Raw genomic sequence first — 25,484 nt, 5'->3', positions numbered from 1 at the left:
AGCGTCAGGAGGCAGCGGTGCGGGGCTGGACTCAGCGGAGTCGATGGGTCATCACCCATCTGTGCTGGAACGACGGCGAGCCCGATCCCCGCGTGCTCCAGGGCGGGTTCACGCTGCTGCTCGTCGGTGCCATGGTGCTGCGCACGCTCGGCGACCGCCCGGTGCCGCTGGTGTCCTGGCCGGTGGCCGGGGTGGCCGCCTCGACACTCGGCCTGGTGGCCGTGATGACCTCACCGCCGAGCCAGCTCGACCTGCGCACCAGGTCCATGGCGGTGGTCAACATCGCCGCCCTGGGCATGCTCGCAGCCGGCCCGGACCTCGGCACCGCCTCGCCGCTGCTCGTGCTGCCGTCGATCTGGCTCGGGGCCGTGATGGGTCTGCGTGGAGCCGCGCTGGCCATCGGCTCCGTGCTGGCCTTCATCACCGTCCCGGGACTCGTTGCCCACGGCGCCGATGCCGTGACGTTCGAGCGACTGATCATCCTGCCCGTCGTCGCCGGCGTCGGCGCGGCGGCCATCACCGCCGGTCTGACCGCGGCGCGCACCGCGCAGGCCGGCGCCGAGGCCCGCGAGGCCGAGCTCGAGGCGGCCATGGAGGTCATCGAGCGGAGCCGCCGGTCGGCCCAGGCCATCTTCGAGGCGGTGGACGTCGGTCTCGCGCTGCTGGACCGCAACGGTCAGCCGGTGCTGATCAACCAGCGGCTGGCGGAGTTCTCGGAGCTGGCCTACCCGGCCGGCAACATCGAGGACCCGTGGGTCTTCGACGAGTCCGGGACGACCCGGCTGCCGATCGACGACGTGCCCACGGCCCGGGCCCGACGCGGTGAGGAGTTCGACGACCTCCGGGTCTGGATCGGTCGTGCTCCGGACGCCCGGCGCGCGATGTCGATCTCGGCGCGCCGCGTCGAGCACTCCGACGGCAGCCTGGTGGGCGCGGCGGTCTCCTACACCGACGTCACCGACTTCATGCGGGCCCTGCTGGTCAAGGACGACTTCATCGCGCTGGTCTCGCACGAGCTGCGCACCCCGCTGACCTCGATCGTGGGGTACGTCGCGGTCATGCTCGAACGCACCGACCTCGACCCCGGTCTGCGCAAGCACCTGGAGGTCGTGGCGCGCAACGGACGACGGCTGCAGCGCCTGGTCGGCGACCTGCTCCAGGAGGTCCAGCACTCCGCGCACGCCGCGCCGCTGCGCGAGCAGGGGACCGACCTCGCGGTCATCGTGCGTGGCTCGGTCGTGGCCGCGCGGCCCAACGCCACCCGAGCCGGCATCCGACTGGAGGTCGACGTCCCCGAGCGGATCGACTTCCTGGGCGACCCGCAGCGCCTGGGCCAAGTGGTCGACAACCTGCTCTCGAACGCGATCAAGTACACGGCCGCCGGAGGGCGCGCGTGGGTGCACGTCACGTCCGTCGACGGGTGCGCCGTCATCCGGGTGCGCGACACCGGCATCGGCATCCACCCCGACGACCAGTGCCAGCTCTTCACCCGGTTCTTCCGCACCCGTGAGGCCACGCTGAGCGCGATCCAGGGGGTCGGACTGGGGTTGTCGATCACCAAGTCCATCGTCGAGAGCCACGGCGGCCGGATCGAGGTGGAGAGCGAGATCGGGCGGGGCAGCGAGTTTCGGGTCGTGCTGCCGCTGACCGCCATCCGACTCGCCTCCTGAGGAGCGATGACGGTGAGACTCGTGCGTCGTTCCGGTTCGGCGGTCTGGCAGCTGGTGTGGCTCGGCGGCGAGCCCGACCCGCGGGTCCTCCAGCTGGGCTTCACCCTGCTCCTGGTCGTCGAGGCGTGCCTGCGCGTGCTCGGCGGGGTGCCGCTTTCGGAAGGGCGCCAGGTGCCGGCGGCGATCGCGGCGGCGACGCTGCTCGCCGCGGCGGTGTGGTGGGTCCCGTCGCCGCGGAGGCGGGCGGCGATCACGGTGATCGCGATCCTCGACATCGCGATCCTCGGGCTGGCGCTGCTCAGCAGCGAGGACGGTGGCCTCGGGCTGCTGGTCGTGCTGCCCGCGCTCTGGCTCGGGCGTCGGTACGGCGAGCGCGGCGCCGTGCTGGCCGTGGGAGCCAGCCTGGCACTGGTGACCGTGCCCGGCCTCGTCGTCCACGGCGGCGAGGGAGCCGCGGCGACGTACCTGGCGATGATGCCGCTGATCGCCGGGGTGAGCGCGGTCGCGATCTCCGCCGGTCTCGACGTGGCCCGCTCCGCGCAGGCGCGGGCCGAGCGTGGCGAGTGCGAGCTGGCCCGAGCGCTGGAGACGATCCGGGCCCAGCAGCACACGTCCCAGGCGATCTTCGACGCCGCGGGGGTCGGCCTGATGCTCCTGGACCGTGACGGACACCTGGTGGCGATGAACGAGCGGTACGGCGACTTCGTCTCGCTCAGCCTGCCCGAGGGACGGGGCCTGACGTGGCCCGGCGACACGTTCGCGGCGGACGGCGTCACGCTGCTGCGCGCCGACGACGTGCCCAGCGCCCGCGCCGCGCGCGGGGAGCAGTTCGACGACTTCCGGATGTGGTCGGGTGCCGACCCGCGCACCCGGCGGGCGGTGTCGGTCTCCGCCCGTCACGCCGAGGGCGAGGACGGCGGGTTCATCGGTGCGGCGCTGGCCGGCACGGACATCACCGACCTGATGCAGGCGCTGGCGGTGAAGGACCAGTTCGTCGCCCTGGTGTCGCACGAGCTGCGCACGCCGCTGACCTCGATCGTCGGCTACGTCAGCATCCTGCTCGAGGACGAGGACCTGCCCGCGCACGTCATCAAGCAGCTGGCGGTGGTCGCCCGCAACACCGAGCGGCTCCAGCGGCTGGTCGCCGACCTCCTGCAGGAGCAGCAGCCCGGTGGTGCGATGCCGGTCGAGCGCACCCGGACCGACCTGGGCGCGATCGTCCGCGAGTGCGTGCAGACTGCCGGGACGGCCGCCGAGCGTGCCGGCGTGGAGCTGTCGCTGAGGTCGCCCTCGGCTCTGTGGGTCGACGCCGACGCCCACCGCTTCGCGCAGGTCGTCGACAACCTCGTGTCCAACGCGATCAAGTACAGCCTGCGCGGCGGCCGGGTGGACGTCGAGCTCCGCGCCCGCGCCACTGAGGTGGAGCTGGTCGTCGCGGACGACGGCATCGGCATCTCGGAGGTGGACCGCGAGGAGCTCTTCACCCGCTTCTTCCGCGCGCAGGATGCGCACGACCGCGCGATCCAGGGGATCGGCTTGGGCCTGAGCATCACCAAGTCCATCGTGGAGAGCCACGGCGGTCGCATCGAGGTGGACAGCGAGATCGGACGGGGCAGCGAGTTCCGGGTCGTGCTGCCGGTGCAGATCGCCCGCCTCGCCTCCTGAGTCCACCGGAGAGGCTCGATACGCTCCTGGTGTGAAGCGCGCCGTACGACAGCCCACGCCGCACCCCTCCGGCGCCCGGCCGCCGGCGATCCCGCGGGACCTGGTGCCGCGGCACGTCGCCGTGGTGATGGACGGCAACGGCCGCTGGGCCAAGGAGCGGGGCCTGCCCCGGACCAAGGGGCACGAGCAGGGCGAGTCGTCGCTCTTCGACGTCGTCGAGGGCGCGATCGAGATCGGCGTGAAGGCGATCTCGGCGTACGCGTTCTCCACCGAGAACTGGTCGCGCTCGCCCGACGAGGTCAAGTTCCTGATGGGCTTCAACCGCGACGTGATCCGCCGGCGTCGCGACGAGATGCACGAGCTGGGCGTCCGGGTCCGGTGGGCCGGCCGGGCGCCCCGGCTGTGGAAGTCGGTGATCCGGGAGCTGCAGGTCGCCGAGGAGCTGACGAGGAAGAACGACGTCCTCACGTTGACGATGTGCGTCAACTACGGCGGCCGCGCGGAGCTCGCCGACACCGCCCGCAGCATCGCCCGCGAGGTCGCCGCCGGTCGGCTCGACCCCGAGAAGGTCGACGAGAAGACGTTCGCGCGTCACCTCTACGTGCCCGAGCAGTCCGACGCCGACCTGATCTGGCGCACGTCGGGGGAGCAGCGGCTGTCCAACTTCCTGCTGTGGCAGGCGGCGTACGCCGAGCTCGTGTTCACCGACGTGCTCTGGCCCGACGTGGACCGTCGGCACCTGTGGCAGGCGATCGACCTCTACGCCCGACGCGACCGTCGCTACGGAGGGGCCCTGCAGTGAGCCGCCGCGGCCGGTCGGCCGAGGACGCACGCTAGCGGCAGCGCGGGCAGGTCCCGAAGATCTCCAGGGCGTGGCTGACGTCGGCGTACCCGTGCTCGGCGGCGATGGCGCTGGTCCAGCGCTCGACGGTCGGGCCCTCGACCTCGACGGTCGCCCCGCAGGAGCGGCAGACCAGGTGGTGGTGGTGACTGTCGGAGCAGCGGCGGTAGATCGCCTCGCCGTCCTCCGTGCGGAGCACGTCGACCTCGCCGGCGTCGGCCAGCCGCTGCAGGGTGCGGTAGACGGTGGCGAGGCCGACCTGCTCGCCCCGCTCGCCGAGCAGCTCGTGGATCTCCTGGGCCGAGCGGAAGTCCGCGAAGGAGGCCATCGCCTCGACGACGGCCCGGCGCTGCCGGGTCGGGCGCAGCGGGGGCAGCGGGGGCGTGGCGTCAGTGCTCGTCATAGTGCCTCCCGTGGGGCGCGTGGCGGTGCCCGCCGTGGACGTAGTCGACGTGGTCGCCGTGCTGGACCGCGACGTGACCGCAGTCCTTGCCGTGGTCGTGCGGGTGCTCGTCGATGACCTCGTGGGCCGCGACCTCGACCACGGGGAAGGGCCGCCGGAGGCGGTGCCGCGACCGCAGCAGCACGCCCACCGGCCACGCGACGACGAAGCCGGCCAGCGCGACCAGCACGATCGTCGGGCCGGGCGCGACCCGCGCGTAGGTGGAGGCGTACGCCGAGAGCAGCAGCCCGCCGACCGACGCGAGCGTGCCGAGGACCATCGCCGCCCCCAGCGTGGAGCGGAAGGAGCGCGTCAGCTGCTGCGAGGTGGCGACCGGCACCACCATCAGGGCCGAGACCAGGAGCAGCCCGACCGTCCGCATCGCGACCGTGACGCTGACGGCGGCGAGCACCGCGACCAGCACGTTGTAGAAGCGGATGTTGAGCCCGGCGACCCGGGCGAACTCCTGGTCCTGGGCGACCGCGAAGAGCTGCGGCGACAGGCCGACGCAGACCAGCACGATCACCGCCGCCAGCACCATCACGACGATCACGTCGCCCGGCGACGTCGTGGTGATCGCGCCGAAGAGGTACTGGTTCAACCTGGCGGCGCTCTGCCCGGCGAGCCCGGTGAGCAGGACGCCGCCCGCCAGCCCGCCGTAGAAGAGGAGCGCGAGCGCGACGTCGCCGTTGGTGTGGCCGCGCTCGCGGATGACCTCGATCAGCACCGCACCGAGCACGGCCACCACCACCGCCGTCCAGGTGGGCGAGCTGTTCGTCAGCAGTCCGAGCGCAACCCCGGTGACAGCGACGTGGCCGATGCCGTCGCCCATCAGGGCCTGGCGCCGCTGCACGAGGTAGGTGCCGACGGCCGGGGCCGCGAGGCCGGTGAAGACCGCGGCGATGATGGCGCGCTGCATGAAGGGCAGACCGAGCAGGTCCAGGAAGTCGCTCATCTCGCACCGTCGATCGGCGAGGCCACGTGCGGAGCGTGGTCGTGACGCTCAGGCTCGTGGTGATGGTGGTGGTGGCCGTCGAGGTGGGCGGTGGCGACCTCCGCGCTGGCCAGCGGCGGGCCGTCGTACGCGATCCGGCCGTCCCGCATCACCACGGCACGGTCGATCAGGGGCGCCATCGGACCCAGCTCGTGGGCGACCAGGACGATCGTCGCCCCGCGCTCCGAGAGGGTCTCGAGGGTGTCCGCGAGGATCTGCTGGTTGGGCAGGTCGACGCCGGCGGTCGGCTCGTCGAGGAAGAAGAGGTCCGGCTCACCGGCCAGCGCGCGGGCGATGAGGACCCGCTGCTGCTGGCCGCCGGACAGCGTCGAGACGCCGTCGCGCGCGCGGTGCGCCAGCCCGACCACGTCGAGGGCCTCGGCGATGGCCGCCCGGTCACGCCGGCCCAGGGGTCGCAGGAGTCGCCGGTGGGTGAGGCGGCCGGACGCGACGATCTCCCACACCGACGCCGGTACGCCGGACGCGGCGCCGCCGCGCTGGGGCACGAAGCCGACGCGCTGCCAGTCGTGGAAGTCGTCGTACGGCGTCCCGAAGAGGCTGAGCGCACCGCCGGCCAGGGGCCGCAGCCCGGTGAGCGCGCGGACCAGCGTGGACTTGCCGGACCCGTTGGCACCCATCAGGGCGACGAACTCACCGGAGCGCACGCTCAGGTCGATGCCGCGCAGGATCGGCCGGCCGGCGATGGCGACCGCGCCGTTGCTCATCTCGAGCACGGGTGGGGTGCTCAACAGCCGTTCGCCTCCTCGAGGGACGCCAGGTTGCGGCGCATGAGGGAAAGGTAGTCCTCGCCGGAGGTCTCGTCGGAGAGCCCCTCGATCGGGTCGAGCACCTTGCTCCGGACGCCCATGTCGCGGGCCAGGGAGTCCGCGGTCTCCGGGCTGGCCAGGGTCTCGGAGAAGACCGTGGTCACGCCCTCGTCGCGGATCACCCGCTGCAGCCGCGCCAGGTCGGCCGGGGTCGCCTCGGAGTCGGGGGAGAGGCCCAGGATGGCGTCCATGGTCACGCCGTACCGCTGGAGGTAGCCGAACGCGTCGTGGCTCACGACGATGGTGTCGCGCTCACAGCCCTGCAGCCCGGTCGCGTACTCCCGGTCGAGCCCCTCCAGGTCGGCGCGCAGGTCCTGGGCGTTGGCGGTGTAGTCGTCGGCGTGGGTCGGGTCGACCTTCGCCAGGCTCTTCGCGACCGCGTCGCCGACGTCGGCGAGCAGCAGCGGGTCCTGCCAGAAGTGCGGGTCGTCCTCGTCGGAGTCGACGCCGTGCTCCTTGAACGGCACCAGCGCGACGACGTCGGTCACGTCGAGCACGGCACCCTCGGCGTTCTCGTCGACGGCGTCGTCGACCGCGGGCTGGAAGCCGCGCTCGTAGACGACGAGGTCGTCCTGGGCGACGTCCGCGGTCTCCCTCGGGGTGAGCTCGAGGTCGTGCGGCTCCCCGCCGGGAGCGGTGAGGTTCTGCACCTCGGCGTGGTCGCCGGCGACCCGGTCGGCGACGTACTGCAGGGGGTAGAACGCCGCCGCGACCTGCACGCCGTTGTCCAGCCCGACGGTGTCGTCGGTGAAGGCGGAGCACCCGCTCAGGAGGACGAGGGGCGCGAGCGCGAGGAGGGCGAGCGTCTTCATGAGAACCATTCTCAGGTTATTTGAGAATGATTGTCAACATGTCGCCGAATGCGCTCCGCCGGGTGGCACGTTCGGGCCATGTCCGACGGCCGGTCGGGATCCCTACGGTGCAGAGGTCACCCGTCCGGGTGAGCGTCTCGTCGTGAGGTGACCCATGGTCCAGTCCCGTCCCGTCGTCGCGCTCTGTCTCTCGATGTGTCTCTCGATCTGCCTCTCGGTCGCGGTCGTCGGCCCGGCTCCCGCGAGCGGCTCCGCAGGGACACCGACCTCGAGCCGCGCCGCGTCGAGCACCATCGACGACCGCTCGCTGCAGCGCTCGGGCCGCTGGCGGGCGGTCCGGGCCGCGAAGGCCTACCGCAGGACGCTGTCGAAGGCCGCTCGCGCGGGTGCGACCCTGACGACCAGGGCTGCGGGCGCGGGGGGCTCGGTCACCTTGCAGATCGGGCCGCGCCGGGGGCGGGCCCAGATCCTCGTCGGTGGCACGGTGCGCAGGACGGTCTCCACCGCGGCCCGGAAGGTCCGGTTCAGGACCGTCGCCGTGAGCGGCTCCGGCAGGATCCAGGTGCGGGTCGTCGCGGGCCGCGCAGGAGTCTTCGTGGACAAGATCGTCCTCAAGCGGAAGTCCGCTCCGCCGTACGCCGCGGGGGTGCTCCGCCAGGTCGACGCGACCGCCGGTGGAGCCGGTGCGAACGGCAGCTCGGTCAACTCGGCGGCGGTCTCGCCGGACGGGAAGTACGTCGCCTTCTGGTCCGACGCGACCAACCTGCGGCCGGAGGCGACCGACGGGCTGTTGCACCTCTACGTGAAGACGCTCGCGACCGGAGCCCTCCGGGTCGTCGACAAGTCGGCCAGCGGTGTGCTGGGCAACGACGGCGGCTGGGTCAGCGAGGCGCGGGTCATCGGGTGGAAGCCGCGCAGCCACGAGCTGCTGCTCACGACGTACGCGACGAACCTGATCGACGGCGTCGTCCTGGACGGCTCGGTCGGGCCCTTCCTGCTGGCCAAGGACCTCGACGACGGCTCGGTGGGCTACATCGCGGCGGGGGTGGGCGACGCGACCTGGTCACCCAACGCCGCGTGGATCGCGTACGCCTCGAGGTACGTCGACGGCTGTGGCGACGCCTGTGCGCCCAACGCGAACTCGAGCTCTCAGGTCTTCGCGTGGCAGGTGGGCACCGCCAACTACGTGCCCATCAGCGCCACCTCCGCCGGCGTGCTGCCCTCGGACGGGAGCGGCCCGCTGGACTCGGTCGAACCGGTCTGGAGCCCCGACTCGAAGCGGGTCGCGTTCACGTCGTCGTCGCACGAGCTGGTGCCGGGCGACACCAACGTCAGCAGGGACGTCTTCGTCAAGACCGTCCAGACGGGGGCGATCAAGCGGGTGTCGGTCTCCGCGGGTGGGGGCCAGGCCAACAGCTCCAGCGACAACCCGGCCTTCGCCCCGACCGGCAACCGGGTGGCGTTCAGCTCCACCGCGACCAACCTCGTCAGCGGCGACGACAACTCCGCCGCGGACGTCTTCGTCAAGGACCTCTCGTCCAACGCGGTCCGGGTGGTCTCGCTGCGCCCCGGCGGCCAGTTCTCGGTGAGCAACCGGGGCAGCCGGATGCCGACCTGGTCACCGGACGGCACCCGGGTCATGTTCATGACGCAGGCCTTCGACCTCGTGCAGGGCTACGACAAGAACATCCTCGACGACATCTACGTCAAGAACCTCAGCACGGGGGCGATGCAGCTCGTGTCGGTGCTCCCCAGCGGCACGAACGGCACCAGCGGCTCCACGCTCTTCGGGATGGTCAGCGCAACCGGCTCCGCCTGGGCACCCGACGGCAGGTCGGTCTTCTTCCTCTCGGCCGCGACGAACTTCGCGGCCCACGACAACAACGCCTTCCAGCAGGACGTCTTCCACAAGTTCCTCGGCTGAGCCGCTACGGTCGCCCCGTGCTGGTCGTGAACAGGTTCCGGGTCCCCGCCGAGCGCGCTGCGTCCTTCCGCGAGGACCTGGAGACGGCGCGGGAGGCACTGGCCGCGTGCGCGGGCTACGCCGGCGGGGAGATCGGCCGCAACGTCGACGACCCGGAGCTGTGGGTGCTCAGCACCCGGTGGGACAACGTCGGCGGCTACCGGCGGGCGCTCTCGTCGTACGACGTGAAGCTGCGCGCGGTGATGACCCTGTCGCAGGCGATCGAGGAGCCGTCGGCGTACGAGCGGGTGGAGCCGGGCACCACTCTCAATATCGGCTCGCCCCGGTCGTTAGGCTGAGCGCTCGCACGTTCCCCCTTGACCGGCAGCCAGCCGGCCGTGACCCGCAGGAGCTCCACCGTGGCCAAGCCGCCCCCGTCCACCGTCGACCACGTCGTCTCGCTCGCCAAGCGGAGGGGCTTCGTCTACCCGTGCGGTGAGATCTACGGCGGCACCCGGTCGGCGTGGGACTACGGCCCGCTCGGTGTCGAGCTCAAGGAGAACATCAAGCGTCAGTGGTGGAAGTCCATGGTCACCATGCGCGACGACATGGTCGGTCTCGACTCCAGCATCATCCTGCCGCGCCAGGTCTGGGAGGCCAGCGGCCACGTCGAGACGTTCAGCGACCCGCTCACCGAGTGCCAGTCCTGCCACAAGCGCTTCCGCGCCGACCACCTCCAGGAGCAGGTCGCGGAGAAGAAGGGTCTCGACGACCCGGACACCGTCGACCTGTCCACGGTCGCTTGCCCCAACTGCGGCACCCGCGGCGCGTGGACCGAGCCGCGCCAGTTCTCCGGTCTGCTCAAGACCTACCTCGGTGTCATCGAGGACGAGAACGGCCTGCACTACCTGCGGCCCGAGACCGCGCAGGGCATCTTCATCAACTTCGCCAACGTGGTGACCTCGAGCCGCCAGAAGCCGCCCTTCGGCATCGCGCAGATCGGCAAGAGCTTCCGCAACGAGATCACGCCCGGCAACTTCATCTTCCGCACCCGTGAGTTCGAGCAGATGGAGATGGAGTTCTTCGTCAAGCCCGGCGAGGACGAGGAGTGGCACCAGTACTGGATCGACCAGCGCACCGCCTGGTACGTCGAGCTCGGCATCAACCCCGACAACCTGCGCCACTACGAGCACGCGCAGGAGAAGCTCAGCCACTACAGCAAGCGCACCGTGGACATCGAGTACCGCTTCAGGTTCGCGGGCTCCGAGTGGGGCGAGCTTGAGGGCATCGCGAACCGCACCGACTTCGACCTCACGACCCACTCGAAGCACTCCGGCCAGGACCTGTCGTACTTCGACCAGGCCAACAACGAGCGCTACACGCCGTACGTCATCGAGCCGGCCGCGGGCCTCTCGCGCAGCCTGATGACCTTCCTGGTCGATGCCTACACCGAGGACGAGGCGCCCAACACCAAGGGCGGCGTCGACAAGCGCGTGGTGCTCAAGCTCGACCCGCGCCTGGCGCCGGTGAAGGTGGCGGTCCTGCCGCTCTCGCGCAACGCCGACCTGTCGCCGAAGGCCAAGGCCCTCGCGCTGGAGCTGCGCACCGCGGGCTGGAACGTCGACTTCGACGACTCCGGCGCCATCGGCCGTCGCTACCGCCGCCAGGACGAGATCGGTACGCCGTACTGCGTCACCGTCGACTTCGAGACGCTCGAGGACGACGCCGTCACCGTGCGTGAGCGGGACACGATGGCCCAGGAGCGGATCAGCCTCGATCGCGCCGTGTCGTACTTCGCCGAGCGTTTCGTCGGTTGTTGACGCCCTCGGCTAGGCACAATGTCCGCATGACCTCGCGCGTGTTCGGGACCACGGCCCTCGCCGTCGTGGTGGCGACGACCCTGCTCGCCGGCTGCTCGGGCTCCGACTCGGAGGGGGCGTCGGCGAAGGGGACCGCGTCGGCCAGCGCCACGCCGTACCTGCCGGTGCCGGACGGGGTCGAGCTCACCCCGCAGGGCAAGCACCTCGAGGTCGGCGACACCGCGACGGTTGCCTACCAGCCGCGCCAGGACGAGGTCGGCGTCCTCGACCTCGGCGTCACCAAGCTCGAGAGGACGACGGTCAAGAAGTCGCTCTCGGCCTGGCAGCTGACGGCGGCGCAGAAGAAGGCGACGCCGTACTTCGTGCACGTGAGGGTCACCAACGTCGGCGAGACCGACCTCGGCGGCCGCCGGGTGCCGCTCTACGTCGTCAACGAGGACAACCTCCTGCTGGAGTCGACCCCGTTCGCGAGCTCCTTCACGGCGTGCCCGAGCACGGCGCTGCCGAAGAAGTTCGGCCCGGGCGCCAAGGCCGACATGTGCCTGGTCTACCTCGCCCCGGACGCCGGGACCCTCGAGGCGGTGAGCTTCCGCCCCGAGGAGACCTTCAACCCCATCACCTGGGAGGGCGAGGTCACGGCGTACGTCGCACCGAAGGCCAAGAAGAAGTGACGGTGGCCTGAGGGCTGCCTGCTGCCTCCGGGGCCGCCGTTTGGTCACCAACCGCAGTTGCGGGGCCTGTTTTTCTGCGGTTGGTGACCAATCCGCGGGTGCACGCGGTCGGTCGGGCGGTGAGCCGGCTGGGGTCGCTCGAGAGCGGCTGACGTGCGCCGGCAGGGCGCCGTTTGGTCACCAACCGCAGCTGCGGGGCCTGTTTTTCTGCGGTTGGTGACCAAACGGCGGACTCGCGCGGCCGGAACCCCCCATGCACCCACCGGATTTGGGTGCACGGACACCGCTTACGGACAATGAGCCCATGTCTGCCCTGCCGTCCTCGCTGACCCTCGGGTCGCTGCGCGTCGACGTGCCGGTGGTGCTGGCGCCGATGGCGGGCATCACCAACGCGGCGTACCGGCGCCTGTGCGCCGAGCAGGGCGCCGGGCTCTACGTCTGCGAGATGATCACCAGCCGCGGCCTGGTCGAGGGCGACCAGCACACCAAGGACATGCTGGTCTTCGACGAGCTCGAGACGACCCGCTCGGTGCAGCTCTACGGCACCGACCCGGTCTACGTCGGCAAGGCGGCCGAGATCCTCTGCGCCGAGTACGGCGTCGCGCACATCGACCTCAACTTCGGCTGCCCGGTCCCCAAGGTCACCCGCAAGGGCGGTGGCGGTGCGCTGCCCTGGAAGCGGGGGCTGCTCGCCGAGATCCTCGAGCACGCGGTCGCCGCGGCCACGCCGTACGACGTGCCGGTGACGATGAAGACCCGCAAGGGCATCGACGACGACCACCTGACCTACCTCGACGCCGGCCGGATCGCGCAGGAGAGCGGCGTGGCGGCGATCGCGCTGCACGGCCGGACCGTGGTGCAGGCCTACTCCGGCACCGCGGACTGGGAGGCGATCGCGGCCCTGGTCGACCACGTCGACATCCCGGTGCTCGGCAACGGCGACATCTGGGAGGCCGCCGACGCCGTGCGCATGGTCGAGCAGACCGGTGCCGCCGGCGTGGTCGTCGGCCGCGGCTGCCTGGGCCGCCCCTGGATCTTCCGCGACCTGGCGGCCGCCTTCTCCGGTGAGACGGTCGCGACCCTGCCGACGCTCGGCGAGGTGAGGACGATGATGCGGCGCCACGCCGAGCTGCTCTGCCAGCACATGGGGGAGGAGCGGGGCTGCAAGGAGTTCCGCAAGCACGTGACGTGGTACCTCAAGGGCTTCGCCGCCGGCGGTGAGATGCGCCGCTCGCTGGGTCTGGTCCACACCCTCGCCGACCTCGACCGGCTGCTCGCCGAGCTCGACCCGACGGAGACGTTCCCGGTCGCGGAGCTCGGGACGCCGCGCGGACGCCAGGGCTCGCCCCGCGACCGCGTGGTCGTGCCCGAGGGCTGGTACGACGACACCGACGGCGCCGGCTCCCAGCTCCACGAGGACGCCGACGAGACCACTGGCGGGTGAGTCACCCCACCCCCGATTTGTCCGTTGAAGATTGCACCGGTCTAGCCGAGCTGTGGTTGACTCGACCGTCGTTGCCGTTTCGTGACCACCGTGGCGGTCCGGCAACACGCCCCTGACGGACAACAGCTAAGGATCAGCGCTGTGGCAGAACACCGCCACAAGCGGGACACCGATGCCCGCCGCAAGCCCCGCGCCGCAACCGTGGCCGCGCCGCTCGCCCTGCTCGCCACCGCATCCGCGGTGACGATCGGAGTCCTGGCGAGCAGTCCCGACCCGGGCAGCCTCCTGGCCACCCGCGACGCCACGACGATCTCCCGGGCCACCCCCGCCGTGGACGGCTCCAGCGACGTCGCCTCGCGCGCCGAGTCCCGGCTCGGCTCGCGGGTCGAGCGCGCGCAGCTCCAGCGGGCGTTCGACCGCAGCCAGCGCCGCGCCGTCACCCGGGCGGCGGTGCGCGCCGCCGACACCCGCATGTGGACCACCGCCGACCTGAACCTCTGGCTGGGAGCGGCGAAGGACGCGGCCCAGGACGGCGAGATCAAGACCGGCAAGCGGATCCTGGTGACCGGTCGCAAGTCCGACGGCCGCGTCGAGGTCGCCATCGACGGCCAGTCGCGCTGGATCACCGCGGGCTACCTCTCCGACGAGAAGCCGCCGACCGCGCCCGCCGGCCTGTCGATGGCCCCGTGCCCGGACCCCGGCGTCGAGAACGGCCTCACCAAGAACGCTGTCTACGTCTACCGCTCGGTGTGCCACGCCTTCCCGCAGATCACGTCGTACGGCGGCTGGGACGGGCACGGCGAGCACTCCTCGGGCAAGGCGCTGGACATCATGACCAGCGACGTCACCCTCGGCACGGCGATCGCGGACTTCCTGCGGTCCCACGCCGCCGAGCTCCAGCTCTACGACATCCTGTGGCGGCAGCGGATCTTCACCCAGCAGCGTGGCGGCGAGGGGTGGCGCACCTTCCCCGACCGTGGCTCGGCCACCGCCAACCACTTCGACCACGTGCACGTCTCCACCTACTGACGCCCGCGTGGGCGCTGCCTCTAGGCTCGCCTGCGATGACTGACCACGACGGGTACGACGAGGGCGCGCGCGAGCGGCTCGTCGAGGAGCCGCCCAAGCGCGTGGACGCACCGATCCGCACGCCGTTCGAGCGCGACCGGGCCCGCGTCGTGCACGCCGCGGCGTCGCGACGGCTCGCGGCCAAGACCCAGGTGGTCGGCCCGCAGAGCGACGACTTCGTGCGCAACCGGCTCACCCACTCCCTCGAGGTGGCCCAGGTCGCCCGCGACCTGTCTCGCGCGCTCGGTAGCCAGCCGGACATCGCCGAGACCGCCGCGCTCGCCCACGACCTCGGGCACCCGCCGTTCGGCCACAACGGCGAGCGCGTCCTCGCCCGGCTGGGGGAGGCGTGCGGCGGCTTCGAGGGCAACGCCCAGACCCTGCGGCTGATCACCCGGCTCGAGGCGAAGACCTTCGACGCGAGCGGCGCCTCGGTCGGGCTCAACCTGACCCGCGCCACCCTCGACGCCTGCACCAAGTACCCCTGGCCGCACGGGGCCGCCGACGGCCCGCAGGGCGTCCACGCGGATGGGTCGCCGCGCACGGCGGTCAAGTTCGGGGTGTACGCCGACGACAGGCCGGTCTTCGACTGGCTGCGCCGGGGCGCGGTCGGCACCCGCCAGTGCGTCGAGGCGCAGGTGATGGACCTGGCCGACGACGTCGCCTACTCCGTGCACGACATCGAGGACGGCATCGTCGCCGGCCGCGTCGACCTGACCGCGATCGAGCCCGCCGCGGTCTGGGAGACGGTGCGCGACTGGTACCTCCCCGCCGCCTCCGACGACGCCCTCGACGCCACGCTGAGCGGCCTGCGGACCGTCGGCAGCTGGCCGACGACGCCGTACGACGGGAGCCGGCGCTCGCTCGGCGCCCTGAAGAACCTCACCAGCGACCTCATCGGCCGCTTCTGCGGCGCGGTGCAGCACGCGACGTACGCCGCCTCCGACGGCCCGTTCGTCCGGTACGCCGCCGACCTCGTCGTGCCCGAGGCGACCCGGCTCGAGATCGCGGTGCTCAAGGGGATCGCCGCCCACTACGTGATGCGCACCGATGACCGGGTGGCGCTCATGCACCGTCAGCGCGAGCTGCTCGCCGAGCTCGTCGCCGTGCTCCTCGACCGCGGGCCGGACGCGCTCGACCGGCCGTTCGCCGACGACTGGCACGCGGCGGTCGACGAGCCGGCCCGGCTGCGGGTCGTCATCGACCAGGTCGCCTCGCTCACCGACGCCAGTGCGGTCACCTGGCACCAGCGGCTCTGCTGAGGGGCTGGAGCGCGGTCGCGAGCGCGGTCTCTAGCGCGGTCTCGAGCGCGACCTCGGCCGCGCACTCGAGGTCGGGGCGCACCCCCGTCCCCTCCCAGTTGGTGCCCGTGACGGCGTTGACCGAGCGGGCGGTCGGCACGTGCAGCTGCAGGTGGGCGGTGAGGTCGAAGGCCTCGCGCGGGTGGGCGCCGCCACCGGTGGTCGCCCCCACGACCCGGGCCCGGCCGAGCGCCTGCAGGTCGTAGGCGAGCTCCTCGCCGCCGCTGAAGGTCCGGGCGCTGGTCAGCACGTCGACCGGGACGTCGGCGGGGACCTTGGGCGTGACCGACGGCGTGGTGCACGACGTGACCACCGTGCCGTCACGCGTCAGCAGGTCCTGCAGGTGCACGGGTGCGTCGCCGCACAGGTGGCTGACCAGGAGCGCGACCGACTCCGGGACCCCGCCGACGCAGTCGCGGGCGTCGATGACCACCCGCGAGACGCCCCGGAGCAGGGTGAAGGCCGCTGCCGCTGCCGGTCCGAGGTGCTCCGGCGTCGGGATGATGGGACCGACGGCGAGCAGACCGACGTTGCCGTCGAGGCGGCGTACGGCGGAGATGCCCGGCCCCTGCTGCTCGACGATGGTCGCGAACCAGGCACGCACGGCCGCCTCGTCGTCCTCCGGCGGTACGCCGTCGGGGTAGTGCCGGACCCGCAGGTGGCGGTCGCCGTTGACCGACTGGAGGGCCGTCGTCAGCGTCGCGGCGTCGACGGGTCCGCCGTCCTCGAGGTCGAGGCCGGACAGCCCGGCAGCGATCTGCTCGGCGACGTCGGGGAAGACGTAGTGGGCACGGACGAGGTCCTGCACGAGGGGGATCAGCACGCAGCCAGTGAAGCGGTGGGCTTGACGAAGCGTCTACTTCTCTTGACGCTTGATCCGTGCCCGACCCCGTCGAGACCGCGACCTCCGCGCAGCTGCGCGCCCTCGACCACCCGATGCGGCACCGGATCTGGCGCGAGGTCGGTGCCGACGGTGCCACCGTCAGCCAGCTCACCCACCGGCTCGCCACCAACAAGGGCAACGTCGCCCACCACGTGAAGGTGCTGGTCGCGGCCGACCTCCTGGCCCCCGGACGCACCCGCACCGTGCGCGGTGGCACCGAGCAGTACTACGTCCGCACGGCCGGGCGTCTCCGCCTCTCGGGCGAGGCGGGTGAGGCCCGCGACGCGACCCGGGCGATGCTCGCCTCGATCTCCGAGGAGGTCCAGGCGGCCACGGACCCGCTGCTCAACCACCGCACCCTGCGGCTCACCCGCCCGCAGGCCGAGGCGCTGGCCCGTCACCTCGACCGGGTCGTGCACGAGCTGGAGCCCGCCGGTGACCGCGAGACGTCGTACGGCGTCCTGGTGAGCGTCTACCGGCGCTGAGTGCCCGACTAGGCTCGCCGCCGTGACCGACCGACTCGTCTGGCTGCCGTTCGAACCCGACCTGCTGGACGATCCGCCGGCGGGTCTGCGCTACGAGGTGGTCGACCCCACCGAGCACGTCCCCGACAGCGTGGGGCAGGTGCGGTTCTACGTGCCGCCCTACCAGGTCGGGTCCGCGGTCGCCGACGTCCTGCCCCAAATGACGGGCCTCGAGGTCGTGCAGACCCTGACCGCGGGCGTCGACAACCTGCGCCCGCACGTCCCCGACGGCGTCACGCTCTGCAACGGCCGCGGCATCCACGACACCTCCACCGCGGAGCTCGCGCTGACGCTCGTCCTGAGCAGCCTGCGAGGGATCCCCAGCTGGGTGCGCGCCCAGGACCGGCACCAGTGGCGGCCCGGCTGGCGCCCCGCGCTCGCCGACAAGCGCGTCCTGCTCGTCGGGTACGGCGCGATCGGCGCCGCCATCGAGCGTCGGCTGCTCCCCTTCGAGGTGGAGGTCACGCGCGTGGCGCGGACGGCGCGCGACGGCGTGCACGCCTTCACCGAGCTGCCCGAGCTCCTGCCCAGCGCCGACGTGGTGGTGCTCGTCGTACCCCTCACCGAGGAGACCCGCGGCCTCGTCGACGCCGCCTTCCTGGCGGCGCTCCCGGACGGCGCGCTGCTGGTCAACGTCGCCCGCGGAGCCGTCGTCGACAACGACGCGCTGCTCGCCGAGCTCGACACCGGCCGGCTGCGCGCCGCGGTCGACGTGGTCGACCCGGAGCCGGTCCCCGAGGACCACCCCTTCTGGGACGCCCCCGGTCTGCTGATCTCCCCGCACGTCGGCGGCGCGAGCAGCGCGATGTGGCCCCGGGCGCACCGGCTGGTGCGCGACCAGCTGCACCGCTACGCCGCTGGTGAGGACCTGTGGAACGTCATGTCGGGCGACTACTGATCCGCCCGTAGACTCCGCCACGTGGCCGGCCGGATTCGCGAGGAAGACATCGCCGAGGTGCGCGAGAAGGCGCGCATCGACGACGTCGTCTCGCAGTACGTCACGCTGAAGAACGCCGGCGGCGGCTCCCAGAAGGGCCTCTGTCCCTTTCACGACGAGAAGTCCCCGTCGTTCCACGTCACCCCCGCCCGCGGGTTCTTCCACTGCTTCGGCTGCAGCGAGAGCGGCGACGTCATCAGCTTCCTGATGAAGATCGACGGGCTCACCTTCGGTGAGACCGTCGAGCGCCTCGCCGACAAGTACGGCGTCCAGCTGCGGCGCGAGGAGGGCGGCGTCCAGGAGGAGCGGCCGAAGGGCCCGCAGCGCAACCGGCTGATCGAGGCCAACAAGATCGCCCAGCAGTTCTACGCCGAGCAGCTCGCGACCCCCGACGCGCAGGTGGCCCGCCAGTTCCTCGTCGAGCGGGGCTTCGACCAGGAGGCCGCCGCCACCTTCGGCCTCGGCTTCGCGCCACGCGACGGCGAGGTGCTCTTCAAGCACCTGCGCGGGCGCGGCTTCACCCAGGAGGAGACGGTCGAGTCCGGTCTCGTGGCGATCGGGCGCTCGCCGTACGACCGCTTCCGCGGCCGCCTGCTCTGGCCGATCCGCGACGCTCCGGGGGACACCATCGGCTTCGGCGCCCGGCGGATCTTCGACGACGACAAGATCGAGGCGAAGTACCTCAACACCCCCGAGACCCGGCTCTACAAGAAGAGCCAGGTCCTCTACGGGCTCGACCTGGCCCGCCGCGACATCGCGAAGTCGTCGCAGGCGGTCATCGTCGAGGGCTACACCGACGTGATGGCCTGCCACCTCGCCGGCGTCGGCACCGCGGTCGCCACCTGCGGCACCGCCTTCGGCGACGACCACTCCAAGGTGCTGCGCCGCTTCCTCAACGACCACGAGGAGTTCCGCGGCGAGGTGATCTTCACCTTCGACGGCGACGCCGCCGGCCAGAAGGCCGCCATCCGCGCCTTCGGCGGCGACCAGAACTTCGTCTCGCAGACGTACGTCGCCGTCGAGCCCGACGGGCTCGACCCCTGCGACGTGCGCATCAAGAAGGGCGACGCCGCCGTGCGCGAGCTGGTCGCCCGGCGGGTGCCGCTCTACCGCTTCGTGCTCTCCAACATCGTGGGCAAGTACGACCTGGACCGCGCCGACGGCCGGGTCGACGCCCTGCGCGAGAGCGCCCGCCTGGTGTCGAGCATCCGCGACAAGTCCAAGGTCGACGCCTTCGCCCGCGAGATCGCCGGGATGATCGGCATCGACGTCGACGAGGCCCGCACGGAGGTCCGCCGGGCGGCGTCCCGGCAGCTCCGCGACGCCCGGGGCGCGGCGGCGTCCGAGGCGGCGGCCGCGACGCCGCCGCCGCGCAGCACCGTGCCCGACCTGCGCGACCCTCGCTTCGAGACCGAGCGCGAGACCCTCAAGCTGGTCATCCAGCACCCGATGGCCATCGGTCGCACGACCACCGACCTCGGGCCCAACGACTTCACCCATCCGACCTACCGCGCCGTCTGGGAGCTGGTCGAGGGCGCCGGCGGCTCGGTCGCGGGTGCGGGCGACCCCGGCTGGGCCAACAAGCTGCGCGACTCGGCCACCGACCCGGCCGTCTCCTCGGTGATCGGGGCCATCGGCGTCGAGCCGCTCAAGAAGGAGCCCGACGCGGCGTACGTCGCGCAGCACGTCGTCCGCCTGATGGAGCTGACGGCCGCGCGCCGGATCGCCGCGATCAAGTCCAAGCTGCAGCGCACCAACCCGGTCGAGCACCCGGAGGAGTTCAACAAGATGTTCGGTGAGCTGGCCGCGCTCGAGGCGCACCGCCGCGCGCTGCGCGACCGGCTCGCGGGGCCGGCCCAGTGACGCCCCTGCGACGCGAGCGCCCGCCCATCCGGGTCGAGCGCGGCGAGCGGCTGCTCGCCGACGCGGTCGCGGAGGAGGCGCACCTCGGCGGCACCAGGGACGCGTTCTACATCCTGCGCTCGCGGGGCGGGGGAGCGCTCGGGCTCGAGGAGACCGTCCGGATCCCGTGGGAGGACGTGCAGGCCGCCGACTGGGACCAGGACGCCTCGACCCTGCGGGTCCGGGAGGTCGGGTCCTGGGGCGAGGTGCGCCCCGACCACCTCTTCACGATCGACGCCCCGGGCCTGCTCCTGGAGCTGGTCCGCGAGCGGGTGACCGCCAGCGTCATCCTGCAGCGTCACGTGCCGCTCAGCGGTCGCCGCGGCGTCCGCGTCATCGCTCGTCGGGCCCCCGCCGGTGACCGCCCGGTGCAGTGGATCTACGAGTACGACGAGGGCGTGGACCCCGACGATCCGGCCGTCCAGGCGGCGGCTGCCGAGGCTCTCGAGGCCGCTCGGGCCGACGTCGGCCTCGACTGAGCGGTCGCCGGACCCCTCAATTTTTCAGTACGGACGCCGATTGCTAATCTATGCGGGCTGTACCGATCCCCTGTAGCTCAACTGGCAGAGCATTCGACTGTTAATCGGAGGGTTGTTGGTTCGAGTCCAACCGGGGGAGCCAGCATCGGAGGGCCCGTCTCATCGCGAGACGGGCCCTTCGTCATGTCCGGGGGTGCCGGGGACACGACGGTCCCTTCCGGCGCTCCGCGGACTCTGACAGGCTGCGGCGCATGCCGCGGTACGCCGACATCGCGCTGCGCCTGCCGTCCACCAGCGAGCGCTGGTCGGGCGACGCCTTCCGGGCGGAGCTGACGGCCTGGATCGCGGACGCGGTGGGGGAGCCGAGCTCGCTGGAGCCGGTCAAGATCCGGCCCTGGGCGACCGTGTGGCGGGCCGAGACGCCGGGCGGCGTCTTCTTCGCGAAGCAGAACTGCCCCACGCAGGCGCACGAGGCCCGCCTCCTGGTCGCGCTCAACGACCTGGCGGCGCGCCACGTCGTACCCGTGACCGCCGCCGACCGGGACCGCGACCTGCTGCTGACGCCCGACCAGGGGCCGGTGCTGGGGGAGTCCGCGGACGATGACGTCGACACGTGGTGCCGGGTGGTCGCGGGCGGCGCGCAGCTGCAGCTCGAGGTGGCGCGGTACGCCGACCGCCTGGCCGCGGCCGGGCTCACGACCCTCGCGCCGGGGGACTGCCGCTCGTACGTCGAGGTCCAGCTCGACGCCTTCGCGGCCCTGCCCGCGGGTGACCGACGAGCCATGCACGCCGACGACCGCGCCGCCGTACGCGCCCTGCTGCCGGCGGTGTCCGCGTGGTCGGAGCAGGTGGGCGCGCTTGGCCTGCCGCTGACCCTGTGCCACAACGACCTGCACGGCAGGAACGTCTTCGACCGCGGCGGTGGGCTGAGGTTCTTCGACTTCGCCGACGCCCTTCTCATGGAGCCGCTGGCAGCGCTGCTGATCCCGATCAACGGACTCGCCCACGCCCTCGACGCCGGTCCCGAGGACCCGCGGCTGCACCGGGTCGCCGATGCTGCGGTCGAGGTGTGGACCGACTACGCCACGGCCGCCGAGATCCGCGCGGCGCTCCCGGCGGCCCTCCAGCTCGCCCGCCTGGCCCGCACCGAGTCCTGGATCCGCTGCACCGCCCCGATGGACGCCGCCGAGCTGGACGACTGGGGCGACGCCGCCGCGCGCTGGCTCACCTCGCTGACCCGGGACCCGTTGCTGTCGGCGTGATTCGCGCCGAGTCCGGGTACCGCCCGGTCATGAGCTACCCCCTGAGCCGCCTCATGTCGACCGCCTCCGCTGCGTACGGCGTCTACGCGCTCAGCCAGCCGTCGCACCTGTGGCAGGCGCTGCACTCGGACCGCAAGGACCAGGCAGGTCTGGAGCTCCTGGCCCGCACGTACGGCGTCCGCGACTCGGCGATCAGCGCGCTCGGCGTCCTCGGCCGCTCCGACGGGACCATGCGCGCCGCGATGCTGCTGCGCATCGCGATGGACCTCGGCGACGCCGCCGTCCTCGGCACGATGACCAAGGATCCCGAGCTGCGCCGCAAGGTGCTCGGCCTGACCCTCGGCTGGGCCGCGCTCAACACCCTCGCCCTCGCGATCGACACCAACCGCAGCAGGTAGCCGTGGGGGAGGTCCGCATCGGCATCTCGGGCTGGACCTACGCCGGCTGGCGGGGTGACTTCTACCCGCGGGGACTGCCCCAGCGCCAGGAGCTGCGCTACGCGGCGGAGCGGCTGGGGTCCGTCGAGATCAACGGGTCGTTCTACTCGCTCCAGCGGCCCTCCTCGTATGCCACCTGGCGGGACCAGACGCCCGACGGCTTCCTCTTCGCCGTCAAGGGCGGTCGCTTCGTCACCCACCTCAAGCGGCTGCGCGACGTCGAGACCCCGCTCGCGAACTTCTTCGCCTCCGGGGTCCTCGCCCTCCAGGACCGCCTCGGCCCGATGCTGTGGCAGATCCCCGAGCGGCTGCACTACGACGCCGACCTCCTGGCGTCGTTCTTCGACCTGCTGCCCCGGACCGTCGGCGAGGCCGCGGCGCTCGCCCGTCGCCACGACGACAAGGTGCCCGAGGACCGGGCACTGACGCAGGCTCCTCGCGGGCATGCCGACCGCACGATCCGCCACGCCCTCGAGTTCCGTCACGAGTCGTTCTGCACCGACGAGGCGTTCGCGCTGCTCCGCGAGCACCGCATCGCGACGGTCGTGGCCGACTCGGCCGGCCGGTGGCCGCGCGCCGAGGTGGTCACCTCCGACCTCGCCTACGTGCGCCTGCACGGCGACCAGGAGCTCTACACGAGCGGCTACTCCGACGCTGCTCTCGGCGCCTGGGCCGAACGCATCGCTCAGTGGTCGCGCACCGCCGACGTGGTCGTCTACTTCGACAACGACGCGAAGGGCTTCGCGCCGCACGACGCCATGCGGCTGATCGAGCGCCTCCGCACCGGTTAGGCTCTCCGCCGCGAGGGCGGCGCCCTCCGGGGGCGGTAGCTCAGTCGGTTAGAGCAGAGGACTCATAATCGGGTCATCTTCTCGGTCTCGCCCAACGGCACGGCGTGGACTGTCCTCGCCACGTACAACCACAAGTGGGGCGCGGTTCCGGACGGACAGGGTGGCTAACTGTCTCTTCAAGCTTTGAACTCTTCGGCCTCTGGTGCTGCGCTGGAGGTCTTCCTCGACAACGTGACTGTGGTGACGGGCAGCGGCGCTCCGGGTGACCTCGCAGCCTGGACCAACCCCAACGGTCCCCATGCTTGGCCCGGCCTCTGGAAGCCGACCGCCGACGTTGTGCCCGGGCCGACTGGATTCTGCGAGTCTGTGTTCCGCGTCGTTCGCGACCCAGCCGTCGTTACGGACGACTCCGGCTCGACTCTCGGCACGCAGGTCTACAACCACGGCTGGCTGCTGGCCGTCTGGCTCTCGTCCTACGCCTCCCTCAAGGTGCTCCCGGTCACGTGGCCCGCCGATGGTGGCTTCAAGGTGCTCCCCGTAACGGGGACGCCGGTCGTCGCAGACGGCGTGGGCACGCACGGCATGCAGTCGGTGACCTGGCCTGGCTCTGGGGTGGGGGTTGGCACGCTCCGACAGGTCGTCTCCGGCGACGGAGGTAGCACTCGCCAGGTCGGCGCGATCCTCGACCTGCTGGCCGCGACGACCAGCGCGCAGAAGACGACCATCGGCAGCACGTACACGAGCACGGTCGCGACCATCGACCCCGCACGGGTGAACCTGTTCCTCGCCACGCAGGCTCTCAGCGCCGCCGCGAAGAGTCAGGTTCTCGGGCGGTCGGAGTTGGCCGCGTTCCTCGGCTGCCAAGCAGTCGCCGCCCCGCGTGGCAGCACCTTGGAGAACGGCATCATGTGGGCCATGTACGCCATCGTCGCCAAGGAGGCCGGTCTCATCGGGGCGACCTTCACCACCGCGAACTACGAGACGCTGACACAGCCCATCGACGCCGTGCTGGCGATGCCCTCCGGCTACTGAAACGAAACCGGCCATCATTGCGTACGCGCAACCCCTCCTCTCGGCATTCACCTTCTCATCGGCGTGTCGCCCCGGTTTCTGTCGGTGCCAGCAGCCACCATGGTTGTAGTCGAGCAGAAAGGAGGAGGTCCCATGGCTGGCAAGAAGAGCAGCAGCGGTAGTGGCAAGAACGTGCGTTCTGCGATCACTGGTCGCTACGTCACCCCGGCGACCGGTCGTCGTCACCCGAACACGACCGTGACCGAGAAGAGGAAGTAACCATGTCGCTGTAGGCGGGGAAGCCGCGCAGCGTCTCAGGAGCCCCACCCGAACCGAAGTGATTACGACACCTCGGTGCGAGTGGGGCTCCGTCTCATTCAACCAAGCAGCCGTGGTGCTCGGCTACGGGGTCTTGCGAGTTGGCCTGCGCCTGCCTGGATAGGCTCTTCGGCTGCGGGGCGTTAGCTCAGTCGGTTAGAGCAAGCCACTCATAATGGCTCGGTCGTCGGTTCAAGTCCGACACGCCCCACCACCACGATGTCTAGGCCGGACGACCGGTTGCTGTCGGTGGTGTGTGGCACTCTGCCGACATGCCAGATGAGCCGAAGTACGAGTACGACCTTGCTGTGTCCTTCGCAGGCGAGCAGCGCGACTACGTGAAGGGCGTCGTGCGCGGACTGGGTGATGACCTCACCGTGTTCTACGACGAGGACGAGAAAGCCAAGTTGCTCGGTGAGAACCTCATCGACCTGCTGACTGACCTCTACCAGAACAAGGCCAAGTACGTCGCCATGTTCGTGTCGGCTGCCTACGCCGAGAAGATGTGGACGAACATCGAGCGTCAGAGCGCGATGGCTCGTGCCGCTCAGCAGAGGACCGCATACATCCTCCCGATCCGCATGGACGACACGGACCTACCCGGCCTGCTGCCGACCGTTGGCTACCTGGATGCTCGGGTCGAGGGCCTGGACGGGGTGATCAAGGTGATCCGGGAGAAGTTGGCCGGTCAGCGCGTCGCCGCGACCTACACGGGTCGCGTGCCTGAGACGCAGGCAGACATCGAACTCCTGTTGGCGCTCCGCCCTCGCTTCTGGGAGTACTGGCTGTATGCGGGCGCGCTTCGTGTCGGACTGGCGGCGCTGGAGGGCAAGTACCACGACTATGAGATGCGCTTCGCATCACCCACTGGTGAGGCGTACTTCGGCCGCGACGCGTTCGACTTCCTCCGCACTGTGCCAGCGCGGGCCACCAACCTGGTCGACAACTTCAACGCGGTGTTCCAGCCGGAAGTCCAACTGCGTGCCTTCGGTGCACCCGGCGATGCGGGTGATGCTGACCGCATCCTCCACATGGCAAAGCGCTTCCTGGACGTGTACGAGGGCTTCCTGGATGAGGCCGCTCGGATTCGCGGGACCGCGCTGGACGATGACTTCGAGGATGCTCAGAGAGCGGGTGCGGAGTTCGGGTCCGATGCGGTCGGTCAGATTCGCGAGTTCATCACACGGTGCGTCGAGTCGATGAGCGCCATCCCGGAGATGACGGCGGAGTGGGTGGAAGGCGACGAGCCGATCGAACTCGCGCTGGCGATCACCCTGACGGTTGATGAGGAAGTGTCCGCCCGGTTCACTCAGGGGCTCGATGCGGGCGTCCAAGCGATGATCCGCGACGAGTAGCGCTCCGGCCTTGCGAGGGGTGGGGAGGTCCGATTCCGCCCCGGAGACCCGTCAACAGGGGAGAGGGCCGTTGCAGCCCCATGCAGCGGGGTCTACGGGGCCGGGACGTTCCCCGGACGCCGAACCG

The 25,484-nt window shown here is 71.4% G+C and carries 24 protein-coding genes and 2 tRNA genes; 21 read left to right on the top strand and 5 right to left on the bottom strand.

The window, feature by feature from the left end; all coding sequences use genetic code 11:
* The first annotated feature begins 17 nt into the window (after positions 1–17).
* Genes N542_RS22710 through N542_RS0100560 form a run of 3 tightly spaced genes read left to right on the top strand, consistent with a single transcriptional unit; the run spans position 18 to position 4,137 of the window.
* Positions 18–1,670, top strand: a complete 1,653-nt coding sequence (locus tag N542_RS22710; protein WP_155992800.1) for a sensor histidine kinase — start codon at positions 18–20, stop codon at positions 1,668–1,670.
* Between the two features lie 21 nt (positions 1,671–1,691).
* Positions 1,692–3,335, top strand: coding sequence for a sensor histidine kinase (locus N542_RS26235; protein WP_155992799.1), 1,644 nt, complete (start codon positions 1,692–1,694; stop codon positions 3,333–3,335).
* A 31-nt stretch (positions 3,336–3,366) separates the two neighbouring features.
* A complete protein-coding gene (locus N542_RS0100560) occupies positions 3,367–4,137 on the top strand; it encodes an isoprenyl transferase (RefSeq protein WP_028642272.1) in 771 nt (256 codons plus the stop codon).
* A gap of 31 nt (positions 4,138–4,168) precedes the next feature.
* Here N542_RS0100560 and N542_RS0100555 read toward each other — a convergent pair whose 3' ends face one another.
* The 4 genes from N542_RS0100555 to N542_RS0100540 are packed head-to-tail and all read right to left on the bottom strand — an operon-like array spanning position 4,169 to position 7,251.
* Positions 4,169–4,579 (bottom strand): Fur family transcriptional regulator, encoded by a 411-nt coding sequence (locus N542_RS0100555; protein WP_028642271.1) that lies wholly within the window; start codon positions 4,577–4,579, stop codon positions 4,169–4,171.
* The gene (locus N542_RS0100550) at positions 4,566–5,573 is read right to left on the bottom strand and encodes a metal ABC transporter permease (RefSeq protein WP_036505881.1); all 1,008 of its coding nucleotides are present in this window, start codon (positions 5,571–5,573) and stop codon (positions 4,566–4,568) included. The genes N542_RS0100555 and N542_RS0100550 overlap by 14 nt, the downstream gene beginning before the upstream one ends.
* The gene (locus tag N542_RS0100545; RefSeq protein ID WP_231482340.1) at positions 5,570–6,361 is read right to left on the bottom strand and encodes a metal ABC transporter ATP-binding protein; all 792 of its coding nucleotides are present in this window, start codon (positions 6,359–6,361) and stop codon (positions 5,570–5,572) included. Before N542_RS0100545 ends, N542_RS0100550 begins: the two co-directional genes overlap by 4 nt.
* Positions 6,358–7,251 carry a metal ABC transporter substrate-binding protein gene (locus tag N542_RS0100540; protein ID WP_051551250.1) on the bottom strand — a complete coding sequence of 298 codons (894 nt, stop codon included), beginning with the start codon at positions 7,249–7,251 and terminating at the stop codon, positions 6,358–6,360. Before N542_RS0100540 ends, N542_RS0100545 begins: the two co-directional genes overlap by 4 nt.
* Positions 7,252–7,405: 154 nt before the next feature.
* Between N542_RS0100540 and N542_RS0100535 the strand changes: the two genes are divergently transcribed.
* The 7 genes from N542_RS0100535 to N542_RS0100505 all read left to right on the top strand — a co-directional run bounded on the left by N542_RS0100535 (position 7,406) and on the right by N542_RS0100505 (position 15,419).
* Positions 7,406–9,175 carry a TolB family protein gene (locus N542_RS0100535; protein WP_028642267.1) on the top strand — a complete coding sequence of 590 codons (1,770 nt, stop codon included), beginning with the start codon at positions 7,406–7,408 and terminating at the stop codon, positions 9,173–9,175.
* A 17-nt stretch (positions 9,176–9,192) separates the two neighbouring features.
* The gene (locus N542_RS0100530; protein ID WP_028642266.1) at positions 9,193–9,513 is read left to right on the top strand and encodes an antibiotic biosynthesis monooxygenase family protein; all 321 of its coding nucleotides are present in this window, start codon (positions 9,193–9,195) and stop codon (positions 9,511–9,513) included.
* A gap of 60 nt (positions 9,514–9,573) precedes the next feature.
* Positions 9,574–10,974: a glycine--tRNA ligase gene (locus N542_RS0100525; protein WP_028642265.1), complete on the top strand. Its 1,401-nt coding sequence runs from the start codon at positions 9,574–9,576 to the stop codon at positions 10,972–10,974.
* Between the two features lie 26 nt (positions 10,975–11,000).
* The gene (locus tag N542_RS0100520; RefSeq protein WP_028642264.1) at positions 11,001–11,645 is read left to right on the top strand and encodes a hypothetical protein; all 645 of its coding nucleotides are present in this window, start codon (positions 11,001–11,003) and stop codon (positions 11,643–11,645) included.
* A gap of 304 nt (positions 11,646–11,949) precedes the next feature.
* Positions 11,950–13,089 (top strand): tRNA dihydrouridine synthase DusB, encoded by a 1,140-nt coding sequence (gene dusB, locus N542_RS0100515; RefSeq protein ID WP_028642263.1) that lies wholly within the window; start codon positions 11,950–11,952, stop codon positions 13,087–13,089.
* Positions 13,090–13,230: 141 nt separating this feature from the next.
* A complete protein-coding gene (locus N542_RS26230) occupies positions 13,231–14,118 on the top strand; it encodes a mucin-2 protein (RefSeq protein WP_155992798.1) in 888 nt (295 codons plus the stop codon).
* 35 nt (positions 14,119–14,153) lie between these two features.
* A complete protein-coding gene (locus N542_RS0100505) occupies positions 14,154–15,419 on the top strand; it encodes a deoxyguanosinetriphosphate triphosphohydrolase (protein WP_028642262.1) in 1,266 nt (421 codons plus the stop codon).
* Here N542_RS0100505 and N542_RS22695 read toward each other — a convergent pair.
* Complete coding sequence (locus N542_RS22695) at positions 15,394–16,281, bottom strand: S41 family peptidase (RefSeq protein WP_051551248.1); 888 nt, start codon at positions 16,279–16,281, stop codon at positions 15,394–15,396. The two genes, N542_RS0100505 and N542_RS22695, sit on opposite strands and share 26 nt — an antisense overlap.
* 56 nt (positions 16,282–16,337) lie before the next feature.
* On the opposite strand from N542_RS22695, the gene N542_RS0100495 reads away from it, so the two are divergent.
* The 11 genes from N542_RS0100495 (at position 16,338) to N542_RS26225 (ending at position 25,357) form a co-directional block, all read left to right on the top strand.
* Positions 16,338–16,826 carry a winged helix-turn-helix domain-containing protein gene (locus N542_RS0100495; protein WP_028642261.1) on the top strand — a complete coding sequence of 163 codons (489 nt, stop codon included), beginning with the start codon at positions 16,338–16,340 and terminating at the stop codon, positions 16,824–16,826.
* A gap of 22 nt (positions 16,827–16,848) precedes the next feature.
* Complete coding sequence (locus tag N542_RS0100490) at positions 16,849–17,763, top strand: 2-hydroxyacid dehydrogenase (RefSeq protein ID WP_028642260.1); 915 nt, start codon at positions 16,849–16,851, stop codon at positions 17,761–17,763.
* A 21-nt stretch (positions 17,764–17,784) separates the two neighbouring features.
* Positions 17,785–19,665: a DNA primase gene (gene dnaG / locus N542_RS0100485; RefSeq protein ID WP_028642259.1), complete on the top strand. Its 1,881-nt coding sequence runs from the start codon at positions 17,785–17,787 to the stop codon at positions 19,663–19,665.
* Positions 19,662–20,183 carry a hypothetical protein gene (locus tag N542_RS22690; protein ID WP_051551247.1) on the top strand — a complete coding sequence of 174 codons (522 nt, stop codon included), beginning with the start codon at positions 19,662–19,664 and terminating at the stop codon, positions 20,181–20,183. The genes dnaG and N542_RS22690 overlap by 4 nt, the downstream gene beginning before the upstream one ends.
* A 66-nt stretch (positions 20,184–20,249) precedes the next feature.
* A tRNA-Asn gene (locus tag N542_RS0100475) sits at positions 20,250–20,325 on the top strand.
* A gap of 109 nt (positions 20,326–20,434) precedes the next feature.
* Complete coding sequence (locus N542_RS0100470) at positions 20,435–21,445, top strand: phosphotransferase (protein ID WP_028642258.1); 1,011 nt, start codon at positions 20,435–20,437, stop codon at positions 21,443–21,445.
* Between the two features lie 29 nt (positions 21,446–21,474).
* Positions 21,475–21,843 (top strand): hypothetical protein, encoded by a 369-nt coding sequence (locus N542_RS0100465; RefSeq protein WP_028642257.1) that lies wholly within the window; start codon positions 21,475–21,477, stop codon positions 21,841–21,843.
* A gap of 2 nt (positions 21,844–21,845) precedes the next feature.
* Positions 21,846–22,673 (top strand): DUF72 domain-containing protein, encoded by an 828-nt coding sequence (locus N542_RS0100460; protein WP_028642256.1) that lies wholly within the window; start codon positions 21,846–21,848, stop codon positions 22,671–22,673.
* Between the two features lie 336 nt (positions 22,674–23,009).
* Positions 23,010–23,705 carry a hypothetical protein gene (locus tag N542_RS0100450; RefSeq protein WP_231482339.1) on the top strand — a complete coding sequence of 232 codons (696 nt, stop codon included), beginning with the start codon at positions 23,010–23,012 and terminating at the stop codon, positions 23,703–23,705.
* Positions 23,706–24,139: 434 nt separating this feature from the next.
* Positions 24,140–24,216, top strand: a tRNA-Ile gene (locus tag N542_RS0100445).
* Positions 24,217–24,274: 58 nt separating this feature from the next.
* Positions 24,275–25,357: a TIR domain-containing protein gene (locus tag N542_RS26225; protein ID WP_155992796.1), complete on the top strand. Its 1,083-nt coding sequence runs from the start codon at positions 24,275–24,277 to the stop codon at positions 25,355–25,357.
* Positions 25,358–25,484 lie beyond the last annotated feature (127 nt).

Origin of the sequence: Nocardioides sp. URHA0020 (genome assembly GCF_000620705.1) — a bacterium.
Taxonomy (GTDB): domain Bacteria; phylum Actinomycetota; class Actinomycetes; order Propionibacteriales; family Nocardioidaceae; genus Nocardioides.
This window is presented reverse-complemented; position numbering and strand designations above follow the sequence as displayed.

What these genes read in the sequence shown, in the direction of transcription:
- N542_RS0100555 (WP_028642271.1), bottom strand. Translation starts at nt 4,579, where the DNA reads ATGACGAGCACTGACGCCACGCCCCCGCTGCCCCCGCTGCGCCCGACC.
- N542_RS0100550 (WP_036505881.1), bottom strand. Translation starts at nt 5,573, where the DNA reads ATGAGCGACTTCCTGGACCTGCTCGGTCTGCCCTTCATGCAGCGCGCC.
- N542_RS0100540 (WP_051551250.1), bottom strand. Translation starts at nt 7,251, where the DNA reads ATGAAGACGCTCGCCCTCCTCGCGCTCGCGCCCCTCGTCCTCCTGAGC.
- N542_RS0100535 (WP_028642267.1), top strand. Translation starts at nt 7,406, where the DNA reads ATGGTCCAGTCCCGTCCCGTCGTCGCGCTCTGTCTCTCGATGTGTCTC.
- N542_RS0100520 (WP_028642264.1), top strand. Translation starts at nt 11,001, where the DNA reads ATGACCTCGCGCGTGTTCGGGACCACGGCCCTCGCCGTCGTGGTGGCG.
- dusB (WP_028642263.1), top strand. Translation starts at nt 11,950, where the DNA reads ATGTCTGCCCTGCCGTCCTCGCTGACCCTCGGGTCGCTGCGCGTCGAC.
- N542_RS0100505 (WP_028642262.1), top strand. Translation starts at nt 14,154, where the DNA reads ATGACTGACCACGACGGGTACGACGAGGGCGCGCGCGAGCGGCTCGTC.
- N542_RS0100470 (WP_028642258.1), top strand. Translation starts at nt 20,435, where the DNA reads ATGCCGCGGTACGCCGACATCGCGCTGCGCCTGCCGTCCACCAGCGAG.
- N542_RS0100465 (WP_028642257.1), top strand. Translation starts at nt 21,475, where the DNA reads ATGAGCTACCCCCTGAGCCGCCTCATGTCGACCGCCTCCGCTGCGTAC.
- N542_RS26225 (WP_155992796.1), top strand. Translation starts at nt 24,275, where the DNA reads ATGCCAGATGAGCCGAAGTACGAGTACGACCTTGCTGTGTCCTTCGCA.